General features: G+C 48.9%; 11 protein-coding genes and 1 pseudogene. 10 read left to right on the forward strand and 2 right to left on the reverse strand.

Going from position 1 to position 23,273, the window contains the following annotated elements:
- Positions 1–25 precede the first annotated feature (25 nt).
- The 9 genes and pseudogenes from mads2 (ACOYW0_RS15280) to ACOYW0_RS15320 form a co-directional block, all read left to right on the forward strand.
- Positions 26–2,029, forward strand: coding sequence for a methylation-associated defense system DNA methyltransferase MAD2 (gene mads2, locus ACOYW0_RS15280; protein ID WP_482414702.1), 2,004 nt, complete (start codon positions 26–28; stop codon positions 2,027–2,029).
- Positions 2,026–4,047, forward strand: coding sequence for a methylation-associated defense system DNA methyltransferase MAD2 (gene mads2, locus ACOYW0_RS15285; protein WP_482414703.1), 2,022 nt, complete (start codon positions 2,026–2,028; stop codon positions 4,045–4,047). The genes mads2 (ACOYW0_RS15280) and mads2 (ACOYW0_RS15285) overlap by 4 nt, the downstream gene beginning before the upstream one ends.
- Entirely contained in the window at positions 4,044–5,459 is a 1,416-nt protein-coding gene (gene mads5 / locus ACOYW0_RS15290; protein ID WP_482414704.1) for a methylation-associated defense system restriction endonuclease subunit S MAD5, read from the forward strand. The genes mads2 (ACOYW0_RS15285) and mads5 overlap by 4 nt, the downstream gene beginning before the upstream one ends.
- Complete coding sequence (mads6, locus tag ACOYW0_RS15295) at positions 5,459–9,631, forward strand: methylation-associated defense system protein kinase MAD6 (RefSeq protein ID WP_482414705.1); 4,173 nt, start codon at positions 5,459–5,461, stop codon at positions 9,629–9,631. Before mads5 ends, mads6 begins: the two co-directional genes overlap by 1 nt.
- Complete coding sequence (gene mads7 / locus ACOYW0_RS15300) at positions 9,621–11,312, forward strand: methylation-associated defense system protein MAD7 (protein ID WP_482414706.1); 1,692 nt, start codon at positions 9,621–9,623, stop codon at positions 11,310–11,312. The genes mads6 and mads7 overlap by 11 nt, the downstream gene beginning before the upstream one ends.
- Positions 11,309–16,747 carry a methylation-associated defense system ATP-binding protein MAD8 gene (mads8, locus tag ACOYW0_RS15305; protein WP_482414707.1) on the forward strand — a complete coding sequence of 1,813 codons (5,439 nt, stop codon included), beginning with the start codon at positions 11,309–11,311 and terminating at the stop codon, positions 16,745–16,747. The genes mads7 and mads8 overlap by 4 nt, the downstream gene beginning before the upstream one ends.
- 6 nt (positions 16,748–16,753) lie before the next feature.
- Complete coding sequence (locus ACOYW0_RS15310) at positions 16,754–17,029, forward strand: hypothetical protein (RefSeq protein WP_482414708.1); 276 nt, start codon at positions 16,754–16,756, stop codon at positions 17,027–17,029.
- Between the two features lie 611 nt (positions 17,030–17,640).
- On the forward strand, positions 17,641–18,741 hold the full coding sequence (locus tag ACOYW0_RS15315; RefSeq protein ID WP_482414709.1) for a virulence RhuM family protein: 1,101 nt from the start codon (positions 17,641–17,643) through the stop codon (positions 18,739–18,741).
- A 672-nt stretch (positions 18,742–19,413) separates the two neighbouring features.
- Positions 19,414–19,575: pseudogene (locus tag ACOYW0_RS15320) on the forward strand (Wadjet anti-phage system protein JetD domain-containing protein); the annotation flags it as partial.
- Between the two features lie 161 nt (positions 19,576–19,736).
- Here ACOYW0_RS15320 and ACOYW0_RS15325 read toward each other — a convergent pair.
- Complete coding sequence (locus ACOYW0_RS15325; RefSeq protein WP_482414710.1) at positions 19,737–20,114, reverse strand: hypothetical protein; 378 nt, start codon at positions 20,112–20,114, stop codon at positions 19,737–19,739.
- 644 nt (positions 20,115–20,758) lie between these two features.
- On the opposite strand from ACOYW0_RS15325, the gene ACOYW0_RS15330 reads away from it, so the two are divergent.
- A complete protein-coding gene (locus ACOYW0_RS15330) occupies positions 20,759–21,808 on the forward strand; it encodes a hypothetical protein (RefSeq protein WP_482414711.1) in 1,050 nt (349 codons plus the stop codon).
- A gap of 212 nt (positions 21,809–22,020) precedes the next feature.
- Here ACOYW0_RS15330 and ACOYW0_RS15335 read toward each other — a convergent pair whose 3' ends face one another.
- Positions 22,021–23,124: a GGDEF domain-containing protein gene (locus ACOYW0_RS15335; protein WP_482414712.1), complete on the reverse strand. Its 1,104-nt coding sequence runs from the start codon at positions 23,122–23,124 to the stop codon at positions 22,021–22,023.
- Positions 23,125–23,273 lie beyond the last annotated feature (149 nt).

Below are 23,273 nucleotides of genomic sequence, written 5' to 3' on the forward strand. Positions count from 1 at the left end.
TAGCCCTTGGTGAATGGAGTTTCTAATGGCCAAAGAAAATATTGCGCAAACTGAGGGTGCTATCCCTGCAGGTTTCACACTTGATTATGTTTCAGGTAAACAAATCAAGGAAACAAAGAAAGAGTTGGTTCGCCAGCGGGTGGTTCGAGCTTTGATCCATGAATATGGATTTTCTCCGGAAGATATGGAGCTCGATTTTAAAATAGGTGGGCGTAAAAAGGTGGACGTGGCCATCTTTCATCATGGGAAAGACCACGTGATTGAAAATCTTGGCCGAGCTGTGTTGTGTCGACAAGAACCAAAGGCCGGGAAGAGCGCTGTCCGTATTCGTGACTTTGAGCAGGCCTCAAAGGACTTGGAAGATATCGAAAACATTATGCGCGATATTGAGGCCATTAAGTATGGTTTGTGGACCAATGGTCTTGAGTTCTTTTTTGTTGAGAAAGAACAGAAACGATTTGAAACCAAATGTAATCCCATTGGCGACTGGCCCATGGCGGAAGAGTCTGTCGGCACGAAAGAGGTGCTTTCCGATGCCCACACCCGCATAGCGGACAACGAGATGCTGAAGATTACTTTCCGCCGTTGTCACAACTTTATCCATGGCAATGAGGGGATGCCAAAGGATGCGGCTTTTTGGCAGTTTCTTTATTTGATTTTTTGTAAGATGCATGACGAAAACTTGCGGGGCAAACAGCGTCAGGCATGGCAACGCCGTTTTTGGGCTGGGCCCAAAGAGCAGTTTGAAGTCGAGGGGCGAGAGGCCATCCGTAAGCGAATCGATGAACTGTTTTCTGAAGTTAAGAAGCAGTTTAATAATATTTTTAGGGGTAACGAAGAGATTACCCTCTCGGACCGTGCTCTTGCCTTTATCGTTTCTGAACTGGCCAAATACGACTTCACCCGTACCGATGTCGATGCCAAAGGCGTTGCTTACCAAGAATTGGTAGGGGTCAACCTGCGGGGTGACAGAGGCCAATATTTTACACCCAGGGGTGTGGTGAAGCTGGTTGTTGAAATGCTTGCCCCGAAAGAGAATGAAACGGTTTTGGATCCGGCTTGTGGAACCGGTGGATTTTTGGTTGCGGCCCTTGGCTATATGCTGAAAAAATTCCGTGATGAACAAAACATCCAGGCTGGAAACGAAAACACAACAGAGTTCCTGAGTGTCCATGAACGGCTTAAGGATTATGCCGCCAAAAACGTTTTTGGTGCAGACTTCGATCCTTTTTTGATCCGTGCCGCCCAGATGAATATGGTTTTGGCGGGGGATGGCCGAGGGCATATATACAATATTAACTCACTTGAGTTCCCCAAAGGCCATCTGGCCGATCTTCCAATGGCAGAGAGAGAGATCCCATTGGGTTCGGTCGATATTATCGCAACAAATCCTCCGTTTGGTTCCGATATTCCCATTACAGACAAACATATACTGGAACAATACGAGTTGGCTCACAACTGGGAGTCCGATGGGGACGGTGGATTTCGAAACACAGGCCAACTAAAAAGCAGCGTTTCGCCAGAAATTTTGTTTATTGAACGTTGTATCAAGTGGATCAAGCCGGGTACCGGCCGCATGGGGATTGTTCTTCCCGATGGTGTGCTCGGCAACCCGGCAGCGGAGTACATCCGTTGGTGGATCATGCGTGAAACACAGGTTCTTGCTTCTGTCGATTTGCCGGTTGAAGCTTTTATTGCCGAGGCAAACGTAAATATTTTGACCAGCCTGCTCTTTTTGCGTCGTAAGAGTGATGAAGAAAAAAAAGCAGAGGCTCTGGGAGGAAGCGAAGGGTATCCGGTTTTTATGGCTGTCGCCGATAAGGTTGGATTCGACCGCCGTGGAAATAAGCTCTACAAGCGTACACCGGATGGAGAAGAGATCGTTAAGCCCAAACAGTACACCGAACGCCTTCGTATTGGCGGTCGTTTTGTGGAGCGCACCTTAACTCGTAGTGAAAAAATTGAGGATGACGATCTTCCAGTTATCGCTGAAAAGTATCGAGAATTTCTTAAGGAGCAGAACGAGTGAATGATCAAAACGCAGATATCAATGGCACATCCAATGACGATTCCGATGTAAAAGAGCCCGATAACTTTTATATCGATATTCTGACGGGTAAGAAAGAGAGTGCCTCTCCCAAAAAACTGATCGTACAGAAAGTGCTGCGCCAACTCATCGAGGGGTATGGTTTCAACCGAGATGATATTGAGGTGGACTACAAACACCGAATTAAGGGCGGGAAGCCGGCGAAGATGGATATCGGTATTTTTCGCCCCGGAGCCAAGCACACCAACGAAAATTTACAGCGGATTATTGTCTGTAAACATCAAAAGAAACGAGACAAGCTTCGTTCCATCATTGAGGCCGATACTGACCTCCAAGAACTGAAAAATTTGCTGGAACTTATTCCTGGTGCGACGCTGGGCATGTGGACCAATGGACAGGAAGAGTTTTTGTTCCAGGTTGAGCATACCCGTTTTGAAGTGAGACAAAAACCGTTGGGTGTCTGGCCTGTTCCGGGTGAAGCGACATCAGACTTAGATAAAACAGGTGGTGTTGTACAGGTTGCTGCGGATTCGGAAGGCCTTGAAGCTGCTTTGATGCGGGCGCATAGGTATATCAATCGTAACCTCGGGCTGGACCATAAAGATACCTTTAAACAGGTCGGGCTGTTGATGTTTGCTAAGATCTATGATGAGACTCGGCCATGGGGTGAACGGAAGTTCTGGATCAAGGGTGATGAGCCTTTTGATGAGGCAGGCCAGCTGGCCATTCAACAACGCATTAGCAAATGTATTGCATCGGCTAAGGCTTGGCAACCGGACCTTTTAACACGGGGTTGGGATCTCACATTGGAACCCCAGGAAACGGCTCGGGTTGTTATGGAGCTGGCTCGTTTCTCCTTGAGTGAAACCCAACCACGTTACCGTACCCATGCTTATCGTTCCGTGGTGAGTAGTGTGATGGACGGCCGAGAAGGAAGATACCCGACCCCTTTGAATGTCGCCGAAATGGCTGTTCAGATGCTTGACCCTAAGCCGGGTGAACGCATCATGGACTGTTCCAGCGGAACCGGTACCTTTTTGGCCATGGCTGCAGATCACATTTTCAAGCAAAAGCTTTCGGGGCATGGCACGACCCCAGATGAAGCAACAGTCGAGCAGATTGTTCAATCGCAAAATGAAACGGCTTCATGGGCGGATCGTAACGCGTTGGGTTGCGAGATCGATCCGTTTTTGGCAGTCGCCAGTCGTATGAACATGCTTTTGACAACGGGCAACCCTGGTCGCGTGTTTCGCATAGACGCTCTGACTTTTCCAGATGGAGATTTGGATGGCGTTGAGGCGGCTCGGCCAGCGATACCTCTAAACAGTATGGATGTGGTTTTGGTTAACCCCTGGTTTTCGACAAAGGAAGTGGTTACCGATAAATCAATTCTGGAAAATTATGACCTTGGGCATGCATGGAACCCTGATGGTGAGGGGGGGTATCGCAACTCAGGCAATATAAAAGTGGGTGGCGTTCCCCCCGAGGTGTTGTTTTTGGAGAGAGCCCTTCAGTGGGTGAAGCCCGGCACAGGACGTATCGGTATACTGTTGCCAGATGGTCTTTTGGGGAATCCGGGGGATGAATATGTGCGTTGGTGGATTCTGCGGCATTGTGAAGTGATGGCAAGCGTTGATTTGCCGATAGAACCTTTTAAGGTGACGGTGAAAGAGTATGGTTTGACCCCTGCCTTGCCGAGTTTTTTGGTTTTGCGTCGTCATAGTCAGGAAGAATTGATTCATACTGAACATCCGGAATACAAAGTTTTTATGGCTGTGGTAGGCCGTGCAGGGGTGGATGCACGTGGTAACATGTTGTTTCATCGCGCGCCCGATGGAGAAGAATTGATTTTTAACGAAGAAGTCATTGAACGTGTTCGAAAAGGTGGAGAGGTGGAAACTCGCCGCACCACTCGTCGTAATCGACGCATTGATGACGAGCTGCCGTTGGTGGCAGAGAGATTCAAGGAATTCCGCGTAACCGGCGAGGTGATGTTATGAGCAGAAAATTTCAAATAAAGGCAGTTCCAAGTAGTTGGATCGAAAAACAAGGATGTCGACTCGATTGTGGACCGTATATGTCAGGTGCTATCGAGGCGAAAGAATTGCTCCGCCAGTTACCGGTGAGAAAGGACCAACTACAAAACCTCACAAAAGGAGGCATCTCTGGAATTATTAACGCGGGTCGTATCACGCGGCTCTGGGTTGATGATGATCAGCATGGTTATCCATTTTTGTCGAGCACCGATATTCTTCAGGCGGACCTGAGTAACATTAGTTACATTGCTAAATCTGTTGCTTGTCAAAATAGCCAACTTTTAATTAAGGATCGTTGGACGCTCATTACCCGTTCCGGTACTATAGGCCGCATGGCGTACTCTCGTAAAGATATGGCGGAGATGGCCTGTTCAGAAGATGTCTTGAGAGTGATTCCTGATGAGAATGCAGTTTATCCTGGCTATATATATGCATATTTGGGCACAAAATTTGGTTTGCCGATTATCGTTGCAGGAACTTACGGTTCAATAATTACACACTTGGAACCCCACCATATCGCTGAACTTCCTGTGCCTCGTCTTGGTGAAGTGGAAGAAAAAGCTCATGATTTGGTTCAACAGGCGGCCGAGCTACGTACAAAGGCAAGCGAATCCATTACAGAGGCGATTGAGCTAATGGAGCGCGAGTCAGGGCTCCGTGGGTTATCACAAAACCAGACCAATGGAATTGAATTTGGCGTTAGGACAGTTTCTTCAGCCAGACTTCTTAAACGGCTTGATGCAGGTTTTCATAGCCCTTTTCATAATGAAGCTATCGATTCAATAAATACAGCATCTGTAGGCACAACTACCGTGGCGGACATTTCAGAATCGATAGTAGAACCGAAACGATTTAAAAGGATCCATGTTGATGACGAAGAATTTGGCGTTCCCATGTTCGGTACCACGGCATTGATGTGGGCGGACCCTCAGCCGAGCTTCTTAATTCCTAAAAAAATCGTGGATGCATACAATTTGACTGTGGATCAGAGGACTTTATTGATCCCAAGGTCTGGTCAGTTATCCGGTATTATAGGAACTGCAGTATTACCATATGGCAAGTTAATCGGTGGTGCAGTATCAGAAGATGCTATCCGGATTCACTGCAAAAACGAAGTTGATGCTGGTTATTTGATAATTGCTCTAAGATCAGAGTATGGAAGACGGCAACTCAAGGCTAGGGCTTATGGTTCCTCTATACCGCATCTTGATGAATATCAGATAGGCCAAGTCGTTGTCCCAGATCTTGATGAAAGTGTGCGCAATGAGATTGGGAGCATCGGGTTCCGTAGCTCTGAACTACGTAGTCAAGCCATTGATCTTGAAGACGAAGCCCGAGCCCTTGTTGAGCGCACCATTGAGGAAGGAGGCCGTTAATGGCAAAAGTCATCCCCATCGGGCAACCCGTGAACGATTCTGAACGTCAGGCCATCGGTTTCCTTCGAGATCATTTGCCCGATGGGTGGCTGATTTTTCATAATTTTGAGATGCGTCAGGGGCAGGACGTTTTTGAAATCGATGTCGCCATCCTGGCTCCCCATGCTGTTTATTTGGTTGATGTGAAGGGGACGCGTGGAAATATCGATGTGTACGGCTCCAAGTGGTATCCCGAAGGCCGACAACCGTTTTTTTCTCCTTTGGGCAAGTTGCGAAGCCATGCCAAGGCCATGGCGACTATGATTCGTGAGAGTAACACCGGACTGATCGAATTGCGTAAAGCGCATGTGCACGCCGCTGTGCTGCTCACATCAAGTGATGCTAACCTTTTGGATCAAGCCGGTATCGATAGCCCGGACGTAACAGATCTTAAGCATTGCTTAAAATATTTTTGTGACAAGAGCCGTATCCCTGAGCATCGGCTTAAAAATATCAGCCGTTTTCATTCACACATTTCGAAAGCCATCAGAGGTAAAGCAAAACCCCAAAAAGCAGCCTTGGTTTTTCGGGATTGGCTGGTGGAAGAGAGGTTGGGAGGGACGGATCGCTATACAGAGTATCGTACCAAACACAATCTTCTTGGCAAAAGGGGGGGGATGGCTCGGCTGCGTGTGTATCAGGCCGACCCTTACCAGGAAGAGACCGCCCGTAAGGAAGAGTTCAAGAAGATCAGCAATGCTTATCGTGCCGTAGCCCATATGCCAACCCACGCCAATGTTTTGGCGGTAAAAGCCCTCTTTCAAAATGAAGAAGAAGATAAGGTGATACTGGTCACCGAAGATTTACCCGCCCAAGTTCTTCGACTTCATATCAGTAAGCCCTCTTTGGCTCTTACCTTTGATCAGAAACTTCAAATTATGCGCAATGTTTTATCGGCGTTGGATCATGCGCATCGCCATGAAGTGATTCATCGCAACTTGACGCCTGATGCTATTTTGGTGACTAAAGGTGGGCAGGCCCGGGTGACTGGTTTTGATTTCTCCCGGGTTGGAAAGAACCGTAGCAATGAAAGTACCATTGCAGAGCAGATTATTGAAGATCTCGATCCAACCTATCGTGCTCCGGAGTTGGTAAAAAGTGAAAAAGAATCGTTTCCCAAAGAAGCCAGTATCGCTTCGGATTTATACTCTGTTGGTTTTATTTTCTACGAATTGCTCACAGGTGAACGCCCTTTTGTAGATGTTGATGAGATGATCGAGGCGGATGGCAAGTTTTTAATCAAACCATCGGAGCACAAACCGGATTTGCCCAAGGGGTTTGATGAATGGTTACAACTGTTCTGTGAGTTTGATCCGGAAGATCGTCCTGCGAGTGCAGCGATTGCCCGAAAGGCTCTTGATGATCTGATTCTGCCTGAAGGAAAAAATGATTTATCATTTGGTGTGGCATCTCATGCATCAAATGAACAACCAATTTTGGAAGATTTAACAAATTTGCCCCAAGATTACATTCTTGCTGAGCGATTTCGTATTCAGAAAAAATTGGGAAGTGGTGGGTTCGGTGTCGCTTATAAAGTCTTCGACTCTTTGGGGGATGTCGTACGAGTCATCAAGCTGGTCACTCGGGATCGACGAAGCGTTTATGAGCGCCTTCGCCGAGAGTACAAGACGCTCACCGGTCTGCCCGATCACCCCTATGTGGTGAAAGTCGTCTGGGCAGATCGTATGGCTGATGCCAATCAGACACCTTATATCGTGTTTGAATATGTTGAAGGCATTGATGTCTCTGACATGATCGAGATTGAATCCATTTCAATTGAAGATGCCGTTCAAATTGCCACCGAAGCAGCAGAGGGGTTGGGGCATTTACATAAGCATGGTGTGTACCATCAGGATGTGAAACCATCTAACCTACTTTGGACGGATAAAGGCATCCGTATCATCGATTTTAATGTGGCCGTCAGCGAAAACGATGAAATTCAAGGCGGTGGGGGTACCCGCCGCTACCTCCCGCCAGATTATGACTATTCAGTAGAACCCGATGCTGCTGATCGAGTAGACCGTGATCTCTATGCACTGGGCATTTCTTTTTACGAATGCCTGACCGGAAAGTACCCTTTCGATGAACCCACTCCACCGATAAAGACTCTGCCCAAGGATCCAAAGCAATTCAAAGGATGCGCTGATTTGAGTCGGGGGTTGGTTGACGTCGTGTTTAAGATGGTCGCCCCAGAGCGTAAAGACCGTTTTACATCGGCAGAGGAGGTGTTGGCAGCACTGCAGGCCGTAAAACAATATCGCTCGATACTCACTACTGGTGAGCTAAGTGGCGGCCCGAAGGTGGTTGCGACGTTGGGATTTGAAACAAGCGCGCCGAATGTAAATCCTTTTGTGACTCATTTGTTGACTTTATACAGCCAGAGCCAGATTTCAAATGCCGGCACCCGTGGATTAGACGAGATTGGCAAGGCCACCTATGTATCGACTTATCTCGACGAGAGGCTCAAGCCGGCCCTCTTCAAAGGCGAGTTTGGGCTGGTGATTATCAGCGGCAATGCAGGTGATGGAAAGACAGCTTTCATCCAACAGTTTGAGGCTGATGCCGAGAGCAAGGGGGCGCAGATTCAGCGCGGAGGGAACGGTGCCATATTTCAGCTCAAAGGGCATACGTTTCAGAGCAATTACGACGGCAGTCAGGATGAGGGCGAAGAACGCAATGACATCGTTTTGCGGACATTTTTCGGCCCATATGCTGGCAATGACAAGACAGGTTGGCCGGAGAATCAAACCCGCCTGATTGCTATCAACGAAGGGCGATTGGTGGATTTTTTCTTGGAGAATGAAGATGAGTTTCCGCTTCTCTCCAAGCAGGTTCAACGAGGCCTGAGGGGGGAGATGCCTGACGATGGCATTGCCGTTATTAATCTTAACTTGCGTTCGGTGGTTGCCGATCCTGAAGAGGGCAAACCCTCCATTTTGGAACGGTTGGTCTCATGCATGACTCAGCAGGTGTACTGGCAGGCTTGTGAAACGTGTGATCTTAAAGGCAAGTGTTACGCCTATCACAATGCCAAAACCTTTCAGGACCCAGTTGCCGGCCCCAAAGTCATTGAGCGGTTGAAGCTGCTCTACACCATTACCCACCTGCGTGGCCGGTTGCATATTACGATGCGCGATTTGCGCTCTGCCCTTGCATTTATGTTGGTTGGAACCCGGGACTGCGACGGAATTCATCAGCTATACCAGAGTGGTGGTGAGGAGAACCAAAATCGCATACTGAATGGGTTCTATTTCAACTCCTGGCTTGCAAGTGGTGCTGGTTCAAATGACCGTTTAATTTCATTGTTGAGTGAGATTGATGTTGCTGAGGTCAGTAACCCTGATCTGGATCGTTCCTTGGGATTTTTAAACCCCAAGGCAAAGGCTATGAGCCGTTTTTCGTTTGCAGACCGTCCTGCTTATGACGATGAATTGGTGGAGGTATTGTTTAATAGTCTTCCCCGTGATTATTCGTCAAAGAGCCGTTCTCGACTGATTGCCAAACATCGGAACTACCTTTCACACATGCGCCGGCGTCATTTTTTTGAGTGTCGTGATCTTAGCTGGAAGGCGATGCAGCCTTATGAAAGCATTGATCCTTTTCTGACTGCCATTAAACAACCCGCTATACAAAGCATTGATTCAGTTTCCGCTATTCTTCGGGCTATTAATCGGGGAGAAGGATTGAACGACCCATCGCGTCTGGGTCACCAGCTGGCACTCCGCGTTCGTCAAGTGGATAAAGGGACTATTCGTAGCTACCGGCTATTTAATGGTGAACACTTCACCCTTCGTGCTGAACAAGAAACAGCAGCCCATCCTTTTTTGGAGTGCCTCTCTCAAGCGCTGGTTCTGTTCTACGATTCAGGAGAAGGCCATACCGCGAGCCTCCGAATCAATCTTGATATTTATGAGATGCTGGTGCGATTGAACAATGGTTATCGGCCCAGTATTGAAGAGCAAGAAGGCTTCTATCTTAGCCTGTCTGTATTTAAGAATGTCCTATCGGCAGCCCCATATCAGGAGGTACTCCTGACAGAAACGGGTCATCGCTTTTATCAAATTAATCGTGAAGAAGACGGGGTATTGAGTCTCACTGTGTCGGAAAAGGGGTGCGAGTATCATGTCGATTAAAGGAAGGGATAAGGAGTTCAGAACCCCGAAAGTAAGTTACTTAGAGTTTAAGCATACCGAGATGGATCGGGTGCTTACGATGCTATTTCCAAGGTTGAAGTTTGGTGGATATGGGAGCAGAAAACCACCTCGGGCAAACAACCTTCAGCCTGAGGCGTTTGTTTATGAAATTATAGAACATTCTGATATTCAAGAATATTTTAGAAACTTTGATCAATATCCAGATATTGTACAGAAGTGGATGGAAACCGACTTGCTCGATGTGGTGAACAGGGGACAGTCAAAACAAGCTGTGGCCTCTCCTCGTCCCCTTCATGGAGAAACCTATAAATTTCGAAATGCAAAGCATTGCCGTGATTATGGCGCCGGTGAACATGTTTACTGGATGCTTTTTTATGCTCGCAAGAGCAAAGGGCAGGCTGCCAGAGATGCCCTGAAACGCTTTTTTTTCCCCGGAATTGATCTTGTCACTGATAAATATGACTCTGGTGTCACTGTCGATGTTGAGACACAAGCATTGCTACGGTTTAATTCTCAAGTGACTGCAGACATGCGTGATTCAAGGGAGCCGGAGAGGATTCATCCGTTGTGTATAGGGCAGGCCGATATTATGGCTGATGACATCCTGAGGCTTTTGGCTTACGAGCCCTACATCCCGCGTTCGGTCTTGGTTGATTATCTTAAGACCCTTATGGCTTTTCATTTGTCGCTTTATCACCTTAAGCTGATGCAGGTGCTGCCAAAATTTGTGAAACAGCGCTCTGGAAACGACCTTTGCTGCACCAAGGCATGTCCGGTCAACCCCAGCCTTGATAATTCGTTAGAGGGGTGCCCTTATCGCATAGCTTTAGTGGTGGACATGGGCGATGTGAATAATCCTCATATGGCAGAGTTGGCTCGTAAGTCCACCGAGCGACTGTACCGTCAAATCCCTTCTTTCGTGCAAGCCAATTTTGTTGTTAAAAAGCTTGATGAAATGGCGGATTATTTAAGCAATAAAACCGGAAAACTTGCCGCGCCAGCCTCTGGGGTGTTTTCTGTCGGCGATTTGGTTTCCCTGCTGAAACCTGAGCATGATGCAGATCGGAATGCCTATTTCAAATTCCGTTTGGCAGGCTTGGTTGATGAATCAACGTCGGGGAACGGGGATGTCGATCCAGAAATTCGCGAAGTTATGTCAATGGGGTTGGACGAATTCGAGTCTTTTATCGAGATATTAATGGCTTACCGTGGCAAGTATCATCGGAAATACATAACAGAGTGTCTGGACTCTTTAATGCTGAAAAATAAGAAAAGCGGGTTGCTGGCGCAGTCACGGTGCAAAGGAAGCCCTCGTCGGTTTGTACTGGGCAGCCAACTGCTTGAGGTACTTCTTCAACTGGCCGTGTTGAATCAAGATGGGGGCCATTTTGTAACCCGGGAAGTTCGTATTGAAGAGTTATTGGTATTCTTGAGGAATCGTTACGGGCTCTATATTGATCGGCTCCCTGAAAACACGTCTGATAATGATAGTATTCTGGCCCGCCGAGCATTACGATTAAACCTTGACTCCTTTAAACGTCGCCTTCGTGAAATTGGTTTTTACGAAGATTTGTCAGACGCTTATGTAACCCAAAAGGTATCGCCTCGTTATGCAATTGAGATACGTGACGGAATAGATAAGAACGGGAGGGAGGGATGAGTAACACGTTTACCAAGCTATCCCAAGATAAATTGAATACGGCGGTTGCAGACCTACTGTGTCCTTCTTTCGAAGAGATATTGGGTGATCGGAGTATTGGTCACTGTATGCGGGTTACCGATCTCGATGATGATGTCATGGAGTCTGTATGCAAGGAGCTTCGAAGGATCCGTCCGAATGGTAACATTTTTATCCTTGCCAACGATGACCAAGAGGGGCTGCCTTACCGGGTGACCTCCACCAAGCTGGTTGAGTTGCGAAATCCTGATGCGAATGGAGAGTTGCGTCCACCGCTTCTTGTATTTATTCCAACGTCACTGCGTACTAGCGCTGAAGATTCTTTCGGTGTAGCCACATTCGAGGAACTGACCTTCACCTCAATTTACGAAGATTTGATAGACGCTTTGCTTGATAGGATTCCCACCTCCTTTCTTGGGCATGTGCGTGATTTTTTTCAGAGCCTAACCGAAGAAGGCTGGCTGTTTGCGGATGAAGTTTCCCGTGTAAGGTATCTACTTACTGCGTTAGAAAATGGAATTGACGGCGAAACGCTTGGGGCTAGTTTGTATGAATTGACTCTAATTCCAGACTTTAAGCTGTTTTCTGATCTCGGGATGATTAATCGTAAGATCCGGCGGAACCTGGACAGTGTTCGAAGTCTTATGGGTTCGTACAAGTCCGTTCGTGGGCGCATCGCGGACTTGGGGCTCCGTGATAAGACGCTTGAATTGCGTTTATACACGTATTTCAAGAAATACGATATCCACGAGCCGGAAGCCTGGACACCACCTATTGTCACAGAAAAAAGTTGGTGGGATATTTCGTTCGATAAATGGATTTTTCAGGATGAGTTGTCTCTGACCAAGGTATCACTAACTGTTTTGGAAACTGATTTGCCATTCGTTCAGAAGGATGAAGCTGACGTTCATTTATCCGGGCTCATTGGGCAACAAGTATTGGTTCCTAACGACCGAAGAAAGATGAAAGTTGTTTTTGACGTCAATCCTCACCCAGGGAAAGTTAGCGGTTTGGACCACTTTACAGTCCAAATGGTTTCACAAAACGGTGGGCCGGTCGGAAAATCCAAAAAGGTAAATGTTTGGAAACCAAGCCGAACCAAAGCAACGGTTAGTATATTAAAATTAAATAAGGTTGAGTTTGAAGAAGGGTGGCACTTTGTTCGGGTTCTTCCATGGACAGCAGATGGAGATCCGATTCCATTGGACGCTGATTCTGTCTCCGATACAGCCAAACGTACCTATGAGAGTGAACCGTTCTATGTTCTTCCGACTGGGACCATTGAGGAGGATCCTCCTCAGCGGGCAACCCCGATTGAGCTGAGTGTAGAGCACGCTCATTTTCGTCTACAGCTTTCTGCATTGGGGGATGAGCGTGATTCTGACGAGATAGCTTTGAGTGACGTCGCTTGGGCTGAGGGGAGGCGCACAAGCAAAGCTTCACGCAATGAAGTACTTCTGGCTAAGTTTGGCCGTGACGGTGGAGTTCAGATTCCGTTGTCAAGAAGGCTAAAAGCCATTGAACAGCGGATATTGAATGAACCAAAGCATCCATCAGGCTGGCGGATGCAGATAAATTTAGACACTGCTGAACCTCCATCGGAAGTTGGGTTGAATTTTCCCTCTTCGGCAGCTATGGCATCTTTTTTGGCCGCCCGGGAAGAGTTATTTGCAAGAGTGAAGAAGGGTACCGGCGAATTGGTGATGCAGGGCTTCTCATTTAGAGATGCCGAGAAAGAGTGCTTGGCGTATGCCGAGGCTTATCTCGATTTAATTCGCAGCCTGAATCGACAGGCGGAAACGACATCTGGAACTGAACGGCAGCAACATCTTCAGACACTTCGTAATATGCTTGCCGTGGATTCCATTCATGTCGTTTTAACGGACTTTCGAGGAGGGCATCGTGAGGCGGTACTGGTTTCCCCGACACATCCACTTCGCGCGCTATGGCTATCCAGTTGGGTGGCCTTAGGCAGGGAGTGGATTGAAAAGATTAAAGTGGGGGGGAAGGACCACATCCCATATGTTAAAGCATCTCTTTTGGGTGGGCTTGTGCCTTCGGCATTTCCAGTAGGGGTTCCAGTCGAGGATGGGCGCATTTTTACCCCGGTAGACAACCTGAACGCGTTTTGGGCGTTGTACGCGCCGACGACCGAGGACAACTCTCGGGGCTTAATGGCAGAAATTTGCTCGGCTCTTGGCTTGGCAGAACCATCAACAGCAGGTGTTGACATTTCCGGCAAGGTGATTGCCGATAAGATTGAGCGGTATCTGTCGCAGCACCCATACGTTCGCGAGTTGTCACTTAATGTCTTCAATCCAGGTGCCGGCTCCGTCATAGCGGATGCATTGCTGTCGCTACAACAGAAGCTTGAATATGCTGATTTGCGTTATGATATTCGTCTGTTTGCTGCGGACCCTGATTCGCCGGTATTGGGTGAATCTCTTGAATTGATGGCGCGACCGGGATCCAACATCAACGAGGCCGCCGATGCCTTTGCGATTTCCTCCGGCAGCCATTTGTTTTCAAAACTTAATTTGGCTAAGCATGCTCTTTCCGAATTTCATGAAAACGCCAAAGAGTTCTCGGCTCACCTCAGCTTTTTGCTTGACGTGTTTCCTGCTGAGGTGGTCTCGATATTAGAGAAACCAGTGGGGATTACATCACTCCATGGATTAATACAGGATTTCGATACAGAGTTTGTTGATGATGATTCAGGTACCTTCTGGAATAAGATGCCTGTGGTCGGTCGTCCTTTTAATACAGATAGCCCGGCGGCATGTTTTGATCTACTTTCATCCTTGAGCCGCCATGTGAGCTTCGCAACTGCAGCCGTCGCCGCATCTGGAGCCAGTTTCAAAGCGGTGCCCGTCGTAACTCTGGGCCTGGGTGTTGCTCAGCGAGAGTTAATCTATGAAGTCCATCAGATTAGCGACTGGGTGTTTACCATTGACCGCAATATGGGGATCGAGTTTTTCGATCATGGTGGTCGGAAAAATAGACCTGACTATCTGATTGATTACGTTCCGGGGGCAAGTTCTCAAGCAACACATAATTTGATCATTTCTTCGAGGTCCAACGCTGAACTTGAGGCAATGTTGAGGCCTGTTCTTCTCGGACACGGGTTATCGGCCAATGGCGAACAATCAGTCGAGATTTTGGCTAATCTCCGGTCATTGTCAGGGCAGCTTGCCTTGAAGTTGATTTCAGCACCGACACAGCAGGCCGAAGCCCTGGGACTGGCCTTGGCGCGTCTGTACCTTGAATATCAAGGAGCGTTGAGCAACCAGATTATTGTTCCATTGGATGCTCATACCGACTTATATCGCTCCAGCGGGGACGCTGACGACGTTAGTGATGCCATTAGTTTACAGCGTACCGATCTTGCTTTATTCGATCTCGATTTATCTGAGAGATCCATTACATGCAACTTGATCGAGGTGAAATGCTATTCACAAGTGGGGGACTTTGCGGCTTTCAACCAGCTCAAGGAGCGGATTTCCTCTCAAATCAACCAGAGCGAGCGTATCATTCAGCGTCATTTTGATCCGGCACTTAAAAAGCCAGATCGACCGGATAGGCTTATTAAGAGTCGAGAATTTAGACAAATTCTTAGGTTTTATCTCGAGCGCTCATTGCGCTATGGAATTTTTGATTCAATTGCAGCTCAAGAAGCGAAAGTTTTTCTGGCATCTATCGAACAGGGATACTCGCTGAAGTTCCGGCGTTGTGCACTGATATTTGACTTCGAAAAAAACGGTACCGATGCCCCAGACAACGAAGTTGGAATTGAATTCCACCGTATCGGTAAGGATCTGATCCATGCATTGCTTGAGAACTGTCGCAAACCTGTATCGGTCGAAGTTGAAAAAGAGCCTACCAAGTATCTTCTCAGCGAGCAGTTGATTCCGAGCGTTCCAAAGCTCGAGACGGCAGCTTTTATTGCTCCCCATCGGGAGAGGTCAATAACCTCGACTATAAGTGAATTCTGGGGTGAACAGGAGGCGTTGCCTGCGCCTGTTGCAAAGGATGTTTTTGTCACCGGTAATACGGAATCAACACAAGAGCCCGTTGTTCAGGTTCCGGATGTTTCGGCTAAGCCCGAAGAAGTCGAAAAGGTTGATGCACAAGCCGAGGCAGCTGAGCCTGAAGCTCCTCTTAACTCAGAAGAGAGCATGCCTCAAGAGTCTGTATCAGAGCAGTCGCTTTCTGCAGATGTCAACTACGATATTATGCTTGGTGTGAATGGGGACTCACCGCAGTACGGCTTACTGGGGGACGTGTCCGGGAGAAAGATTGCCTTGGATTTGAATCATACTCATACGATCAGCCTCTTTGGGGTCCAGGGTGGCGGTAAGAGTTATACGCTTGGCTCGGTTATCGAAATGGCATCCATGCCGCTCGAGCACATCAATGTGCTGCCAAGTCCGCTTGCCACCGTGATTTTTCATTATAGCCCTACGCAAGACTATGCGCCTGAGTTCACCTCAATGATCAATGCGAACTCGGTGGATGAAGAGATTCGTATCCTCCGCGAACGTTACAAGGCAAATCCTGAAGCTTTGAAAGATGTTCTGATCCTCACTCCTGCGAGCAAGGTAGATGATCGCAGAGCCGAATACCCGGATATAGAAGTGAGGCCTATTGCATTCTCTGCCTCTGAATTGAAGGCCGCACATTGGAAATTTCTGATGGGTGCCATTGGCAGCCAAAGTATGTATATGCGTCAGATAAACCTCATCATGCGCGGTCTTCGGGATAATTTGACCTTAGACGCCCTTCGCACCGGTATTGAGGCGTCAGGATTGTCTGATCATTTAAAGGATCTGGCTCTGACACGGCTCCTTTTTGCTGGTGAGTATATTGACGATGACCTGTGTCTTCAGGAATTGATACGTCCGGGGCGTCTTATTATCGTCGACTTGCGAGATGAATACATCGAGAAAGATGAAGCGCTTGGGCTGTTCGTGGTAATGTTGCAGATTTTATCTGAGGCAACTTATCAAGGTAATGCTTTCAATAAGCTGGTTGTATTTGATGAGGCCCATAAGTACATCGAGAACGATGATTTGGTTTCTGGGTTGGTTGAAGTCGTTCGGGAGATGCGCCACAAAGGAACCAGCATTATGGTGGCATCCCAAGATCCGCCATCAGTCCCCGTGTCGTTGATTGAACTTTCATCGCAGATCATTATGCATAAATTCAATTCACCTGCATGGCTTAAGCATATTCAGAAAGCCAACGCTGCTTTGGGGGAGCTGACTTCTGAAAAGATGAGTCACCTTGGTACAGGGGAGGCTTACGTTTGGTCGAGCAAAGCATCAGATGATGTCTTTTCCAAAGGTGCACTAAAAATCAAGTGTCGACCTAGAATCACACAACACGGTGGGAGCACCAAAACCGCCGTTGGAAATTAATGATTAATGGAGTCTGCTGAATTTACTCAGTCTGTCCAAAAAACAGAGGCAGTTGGTCGGGCTGCAGTGGAGAAGTTGGTGGAAGCGACCCTGGTTGATGCTCACGGTTCGAAACGTGGGCGGTCTAATATTTTGAGTGCTAAGGTTTGTGAAAAATCAGTCAAAAAAGCTGAGTCCGGCCAGCTGATTTTGACGGCTCTCCGTCATCTTTGCGGCGCAATCCCGACTCCCCGTAAAGGTAAGGGCCGAATCCAACATTCGAAAGCGATCGCAATCGCTTAAAAGTTTATGGCGGGCTTAAACTGTTAACGCCTTGCTGTTTCAGCGCATACTCGCTTTGGCTTAATGAGAACCTAAAGAACCAAACGTCTGTGAGCATTCTGCTTCATCAAGAATTCTGCAACAGAACGCAAGGTGGCGTTCAGGGGGCAATGCTTGCGGCCAACCCAATCGACAAGGGCCTTATTTTGCCTGGCAATTCGGCCAACGCGGATGCCAACGTTCAGCAAACATGACGGAGACCCATTTTGACAAGCTGCAACAAGATTGAATGGTGTTAAACATCAATGCCCATGGAACCAAAAAGTGTGCAGGGGGCATGGCGCTGTGTTGAATTACAAGAGATTAGTCTTCTAAGTTTTTGAAATTGTAGGTTGAGTATGGGGGGAAGTGCAAGGGATCCTTAGAGGTGCATATTATGAGCTAAAGCCATAATATATGCGCTTGACGCATAATAGTTACGATCCGGCTCATTATAGGCTCATAAGTTAAGATTATCTTGCTGAGAAGCCCCCTGCTTTAATGCTCACGAACTGAACACAAATTATTTTGTCGCTCATATTTTGTAAAATGTGAGCGACAACATAAGTTGTTGCTAATAAATGAACCACAAAATGTTTCGAGAGAGCATTTCTGTCGGTGATAATTCTATATTGGGGGGCGTGACACAGATGGGGGAGACCAAGAAACCGTTGATCCGCAACAGCACGGCGGAGTTTCTGATTTTTACCGGGCAAGCGGGTGAGCAGAGCATCGAAGCCAGGTATGAGGATGAGACGATCTGGCTGTCTCAAAAGTTGATGGCCCAGTTGTTCGATGTAGGTGTGAATACGATCAATTACCACTTGAAAGAGGTGTTTGAGATCGGTGAAATTCAGCCGGAAGCAACTATTCGAAAATTTCGAATAGTTCAAATGGAGGGGAGCCGGGAGGTTTCCAGACAGGTTGATTTTTACAACCTCGATGCCATTATTTCCGTGGGCTACCGGGTCAACTCCGTTCGGGCCACTCAGTTTCGCCAGTGGGCCACCCAGGTGCTGCGCGAGTTTGCCATCAAGGGGTATGTGCTGGATAGGAAGCGCATGGAAAACGGCAGCTTCCTTGGCGAGGATTATTTTGAACGCCTTTTGGAAGAGATCCGTGAGATCCGGCTCAGCGAGCGCCGCTTTTACCAGAAGATCACTGATATTTATGCCACGAGCCTGGATTACAACAAGGACGCACCAACCACAAAAGCCTTCTTCTCCAAGGTTCAGAACAAGCTGCACTTTGCCATCCATGGCCACACTGCCGCTGAACTTATCGTGCATCGTGCCGACAGTACCAAAGTCAATATGGGGCTGACATCCTGGGGGAATGCTCCCGATGGAAAAATTGTGAAAACCGATGTGTCCATTGCCAAGAACTATCTGGATAAAGAAGAGATCGAGTCACTGGGCCGTATCGTAAACGCCTATCTGGATTTGGCTGAAGACCGTGCAAAAAGAAAAATTCCGATGACCATGGAGGATTGGGCGAAGCGGCTGGATATGTTTTTGGAGTTTGATGACCGTGAGGTGCTCAAAGACCGTGGTAAGGTGAGTGCCAAGCTGGCAAAGGCCCATGCAGAGAGCGAATTTGAAACGTACCGTTTTGTTCAAGATAGACTTTTTGAGAGCGATTTTGATAAAATCATCAAAAAGATAGGGCAAGAAGATGAGCCCCTTGATGGGTAGCCTTTGGGGGCACCGTGTTTGGGCTTTCCCGGACTAAAACGGCTGGAAAAAAAGTACCCAAGTTAGGTGACGGTATTTATGACGGTACCTACCAAAAATCTAATTTAATAAAGCTCTTATTGATAGGTGCTTTAGGGCTTAATTCGATGGACGCCGCCTCCACCAGGCTTCGCCTGAGCGCCAGCGAGCAAGAAGCCTGCCGCGGCGTAGCACGCAGTGCGAAGCCGGGCCATTTCAAGACACGCCACAGAGGGGGCTCAGGCTACGCCCCGGCAAGCCAGACAATCCACCCAAACGCCATCGGTATGAAGTCTTAATCAAGCTTTTTTCATTTTCACTGAAATAATTTAGCCCAATAACAATCCAATCTTGTTGATTTATTGAAGGAATTCTGGGGGCGGCCTTGGGATTTTACTATGTATACATGCTCCGAAGTGAGTCGTTTCCGGAACGGTTTTATACCGGTATGACCTCTGACCTTGGAACTCGCCTATAGGCCCATAATTCCGGAAGCGTCCCCCACACGTCAAAGTACAAACCCTGGAAAATTGAAATCGCCATCGCCTTCGAGACCTACCTCAAATCCCACTCCGGCAGGGCCTTCGCTGCCAAGCATTTTTGAACTGAAATAACTGTTGCTTTGTCCACTATTTCCAGCATAGGTCAAAAGAGTCACGGCAGGAAAATCGAGACTTGAAACGGCTTTCAAGGAAAGGGGCAGGCCTTTACGCTGAGTTGCGAGGAGGGCATTATGGTGAGCATGTCAGGCTGGAGCAGGAAAGGATTTCCTTTGGTTGGTTAATGGAATCAATCATGGGGATTCTTGATGGGTGAGTATCCATCGCTTTACTGCGTGCCAGCTGTATCATAAAAACCTGCACCCATCACCGCCAAAATCGTGATCACCTGCCTTGCCCCTCCGTTTCGAAAACGTTCAAAACAGAGGGGCAAAGCCTGAATATTCCATCTTATTTATTCCATTTTAGCGCTGGGTTTTACTCGGCGGCGGGCTCTGCCTCAGCGGTAGGTTCCGTTTCCGCTGCAGGCTCTGCCTCAGCTGTGGGCTCGGCTTCGGCTTCAGGCATTGCTTCAGCAGCTGGTTCCGCTTCAGGTTCTGGTGCGGGGGCTGGTTCTGCCATGCCTGCTTCGTAGGCATCTTTGTCAACTTCGATCACCTCAGAGTTCTGGATGATGATCTCTTTACCTGTGGCTGAGTCTTTGAACTCGATGGCTCCGTTGTTTTTCTTGTTTATTTTTTCAGTGTAGTAGACTTTGTCGCTTGAAGGGTCTGTCACTTGATAGTAGGTGCCGCAGGCCGCCAGGGAAACCATCATAATCAGGGTCAGGATTAAAGCAGAAACGTTGATCTTCATGTTAGCTCTCCTTTTTTAGATTCGAAATTACCTCAAAAATGTAACGGACTATGGGGTTGAGTTCCGGCCATACGGCATACAGTCGTCCAAATGTTGGCGGGACGATTTTTTACTCATTTTTGGAGAATTACGAGAGCGCTTTTCAGCAGAAGAGGCAGGCCTCAGGTTTCTCATTTGTCCGGGAGGGTTTTCTCTTCATTATACGGGAAAGCCTTGCCGGGATTGAGAAACCATCATGCCGCATTGTATTGGCATGGCTGCATACGTTCAGGTCGCGATGATCTGTATTGAATTGTCGAAGCAGGTGAAAGGCGTATAGCCCTTAAAAATGACAGGATATCGTTAATAATCAGCCCAATTGGATGCAAAGTCAATCATTTTAATTTGTCATACGCTGCATACGATACATGGCGAAAGGCAGAGCACATTCCAACGTGAGGGTGGGCAACACCGGTGGGCCCTCATTTATCCTCCGCACGCATTCCACATAAGAATAAAGACAACGTCTCTTTTGGTCGATGACATCCTTCAGGGGCCCTGACTGCTGAGTACCCACAGGGTTTGAAGGTTGTCGCCCCCTGAAAACTTTACTATTGAGTGTCTTGTTGCGATGTTGCGCCTTAAACCGGATTGATGGATGCGTTGTGGATAACATACTGGATTATTGTGCCCGGCTGCTGAGCGGCCTGATGGCACTGCTTGCCACCCCCAATTATACCGCTATTTATAAGAGCGTCCTGGCCGCCGGGTCCCACGCAGGGCCGTGGCAGTTCCTGGGGCTGTTTCTGGTTTCTTCCATGGTCATGGTCTGGCGGCTCAATGCCTTTGAGAAGCGCGGCTTTGAGGGGACTGCCATCGGCACCATGGTGATGCCGTACTGCTCGGGGTTTTCCAATCTCGCCTTTGCCTATGTGATGGGAACCACGGGCGGGGACGCGGCCATGGTCCTTGAAAACTGCATCGTGAATAACGTCACCAACCTGACCATCCTGTTGGGTATACCCGCCCTGCTGTGGGGCCTGACCCTCAAGGGGACAAAGGAAGACCGTTCAGAAGAGAAGCTCGATTACCTCTCCCTGCTTCTTACCCTCATTGCCATGGTGTTTTTTACGGCCGTGACTTGGGCCCTGGGTCGGGACGGGGGCCTGAACCAGGGGGACGGCCTGGTGCTCATGGGGCTGTTTCTTTTCTGGCAGGTGTTTCAGGTCTTTGATGTGATGAAGACCAACGTCCAGAAACACAGAGCCGTAAGTCTCTGGGTGGTTGTGGATATCCTGCTGGTGGGTGGTGCTGCCTGGGGTACTTATGTCAGCATCGAAGGGCTTGTGGCCTGGGTGTCGGCCGGGGGCGGGGGGATCATCTCCACAAGCCAGATCGGCATCTTAAGCGGCCTTCTCATGGTGGTCCCCAACGGGCTTCTTGCCTTTTACTATGCAGCCGTGGACCGCTCCGACATCGCCTACTCTTCCCAGATCGGGGACGGCCATATCTGCATTCCCATGTGCATCGGCATTTTCGCGTTTTTTTCTCCCATCCGAATCCCCGATTCCTTTGAAACCGGGGCCTTCACCATCATGGCGGCGTGTGCCGTCCACTTCTTCTTTGTCGGGGCCATGAAGCGCCTTCCCCGGGGCGCAGGGGCCCTGCTCGCCGCAAGCTACGGTTATTTTATCTACAAAGGCATCTTTATGTAGGTGTGACGCGTTGCCGACGGTGTCGGGGGTGTGAGGTAGGGTGCGCTTGCGCACCGCCGAAGAATCGTACTGGCCATGAAAACCCATCTGCAGGTGACCTTCACAACGCATAGAAATGGCAAAAGGCGTTGGTTTTCCGAACAAATGGTGCGCAAGCACACCCTACGGGATGTCACATTTCGAGGTGGTCCACCTCACCGCCGGAGGCAGTCTTAAGCCGTTTCTACGCACGCCTCATCCAGGGCATGGCTCCAGAGGGTGGCCCGGTTCCTGCCATCGTGTTTGGAGCGGTAGAGGGCCCGGTCGGCCCGGCTGATCCACTCCAGGGCATCGCAGGGGGAGGCGTCCGCCCGGTTTTCGGCCACGCCGAAGGAGAGGGTGATGCGAAGGGAGTCGCCGGGGATGGGTTTTCCGGCCTGGTCCACCTTGGGGAAGGCGTGGGTTTCGATTTTTTTGCGGATGCGCTCGATCATGGCGATGGCTTCGGGGCCCGTGGTCTCATCCAGGACCAGAAGGAACTCCTCCCCGCCGTAGCGCCCTGCCACGTCAAAGTGTTTGCGCATGGAGGTGGAGAGGAGTTCGCCCACCTCCTTGATGACCATGTCCCCCTGGATGTGGCCGTGGGTGTCGTTGACGGCCTTGAAGTGGTCGATATCGCAGATCGCCACGGAGGCAACGGCCTTGGGCTTTCGGGCAAATCGGTTTCGGATGCGGGAGGCCTCTTCTTTGATGCGCCTGCTGTTGGCAAGGCCGGTGAGGCTGTCGTAGACGGCGAGTTTTTCAAGCTGGGCCTTGATGAGGATGGTGCTGAGGAAGTTGCACATGATCTCGCAGACGCTGGCCTCGTAGTCCCGCACCCGGGATTCTTCTCCGCAGTAGTCCCCGCCGAAGAGGTAGCCGCCGCCCAGGCTCTCCGGGAGGTAGACAAACCCCATCATGTCGCACCCCTCGTTGGGCACGTTGATGCAGGAGACCTTGCGGGAGGTGAAGGCTTTGACCTCGTTAAGGTAGATCCCTTCGGCACGGGTAAGGTCCAGGATGAGTTTTTTTCCTTCCTTCAGGTCCTCACGGTAGCCCTTGGGATCAAACACGCGGGCCACTTCCAGGATCAGCCAGTTGTCCACCACGTTGCAGACTTCATAAAGGACACTCACGTCAAAGGACATGGCCTCTGTCATGATCGAAAGGGGCATGGTGAAGCAGGCGTCCCCTTCGGTGTGCGGGTCCATGCCGGTGAGAAAGGAGCTCAGGGAGCCCAGCTGGTTGAGAATGTGCTTGGCGTCTGTTTCGACTTTGTCTATATCGCTGCGGGTCATTGCACCTCCTTTGCCCATTAGCCAGGTATGATCAGAAGAAGTACTATCGCAATTTTCCGGTCAACACGCCAGTATTATACGCATGCGCACCCAGATGCCGGAGCTGCCCCGGGCGGGTGCGCATGCAGTTTGAGTGTTCATTTTTCTGA

Source organism: Desulfoluna sp. HI9BLuna (assembly GCF_056829775.1).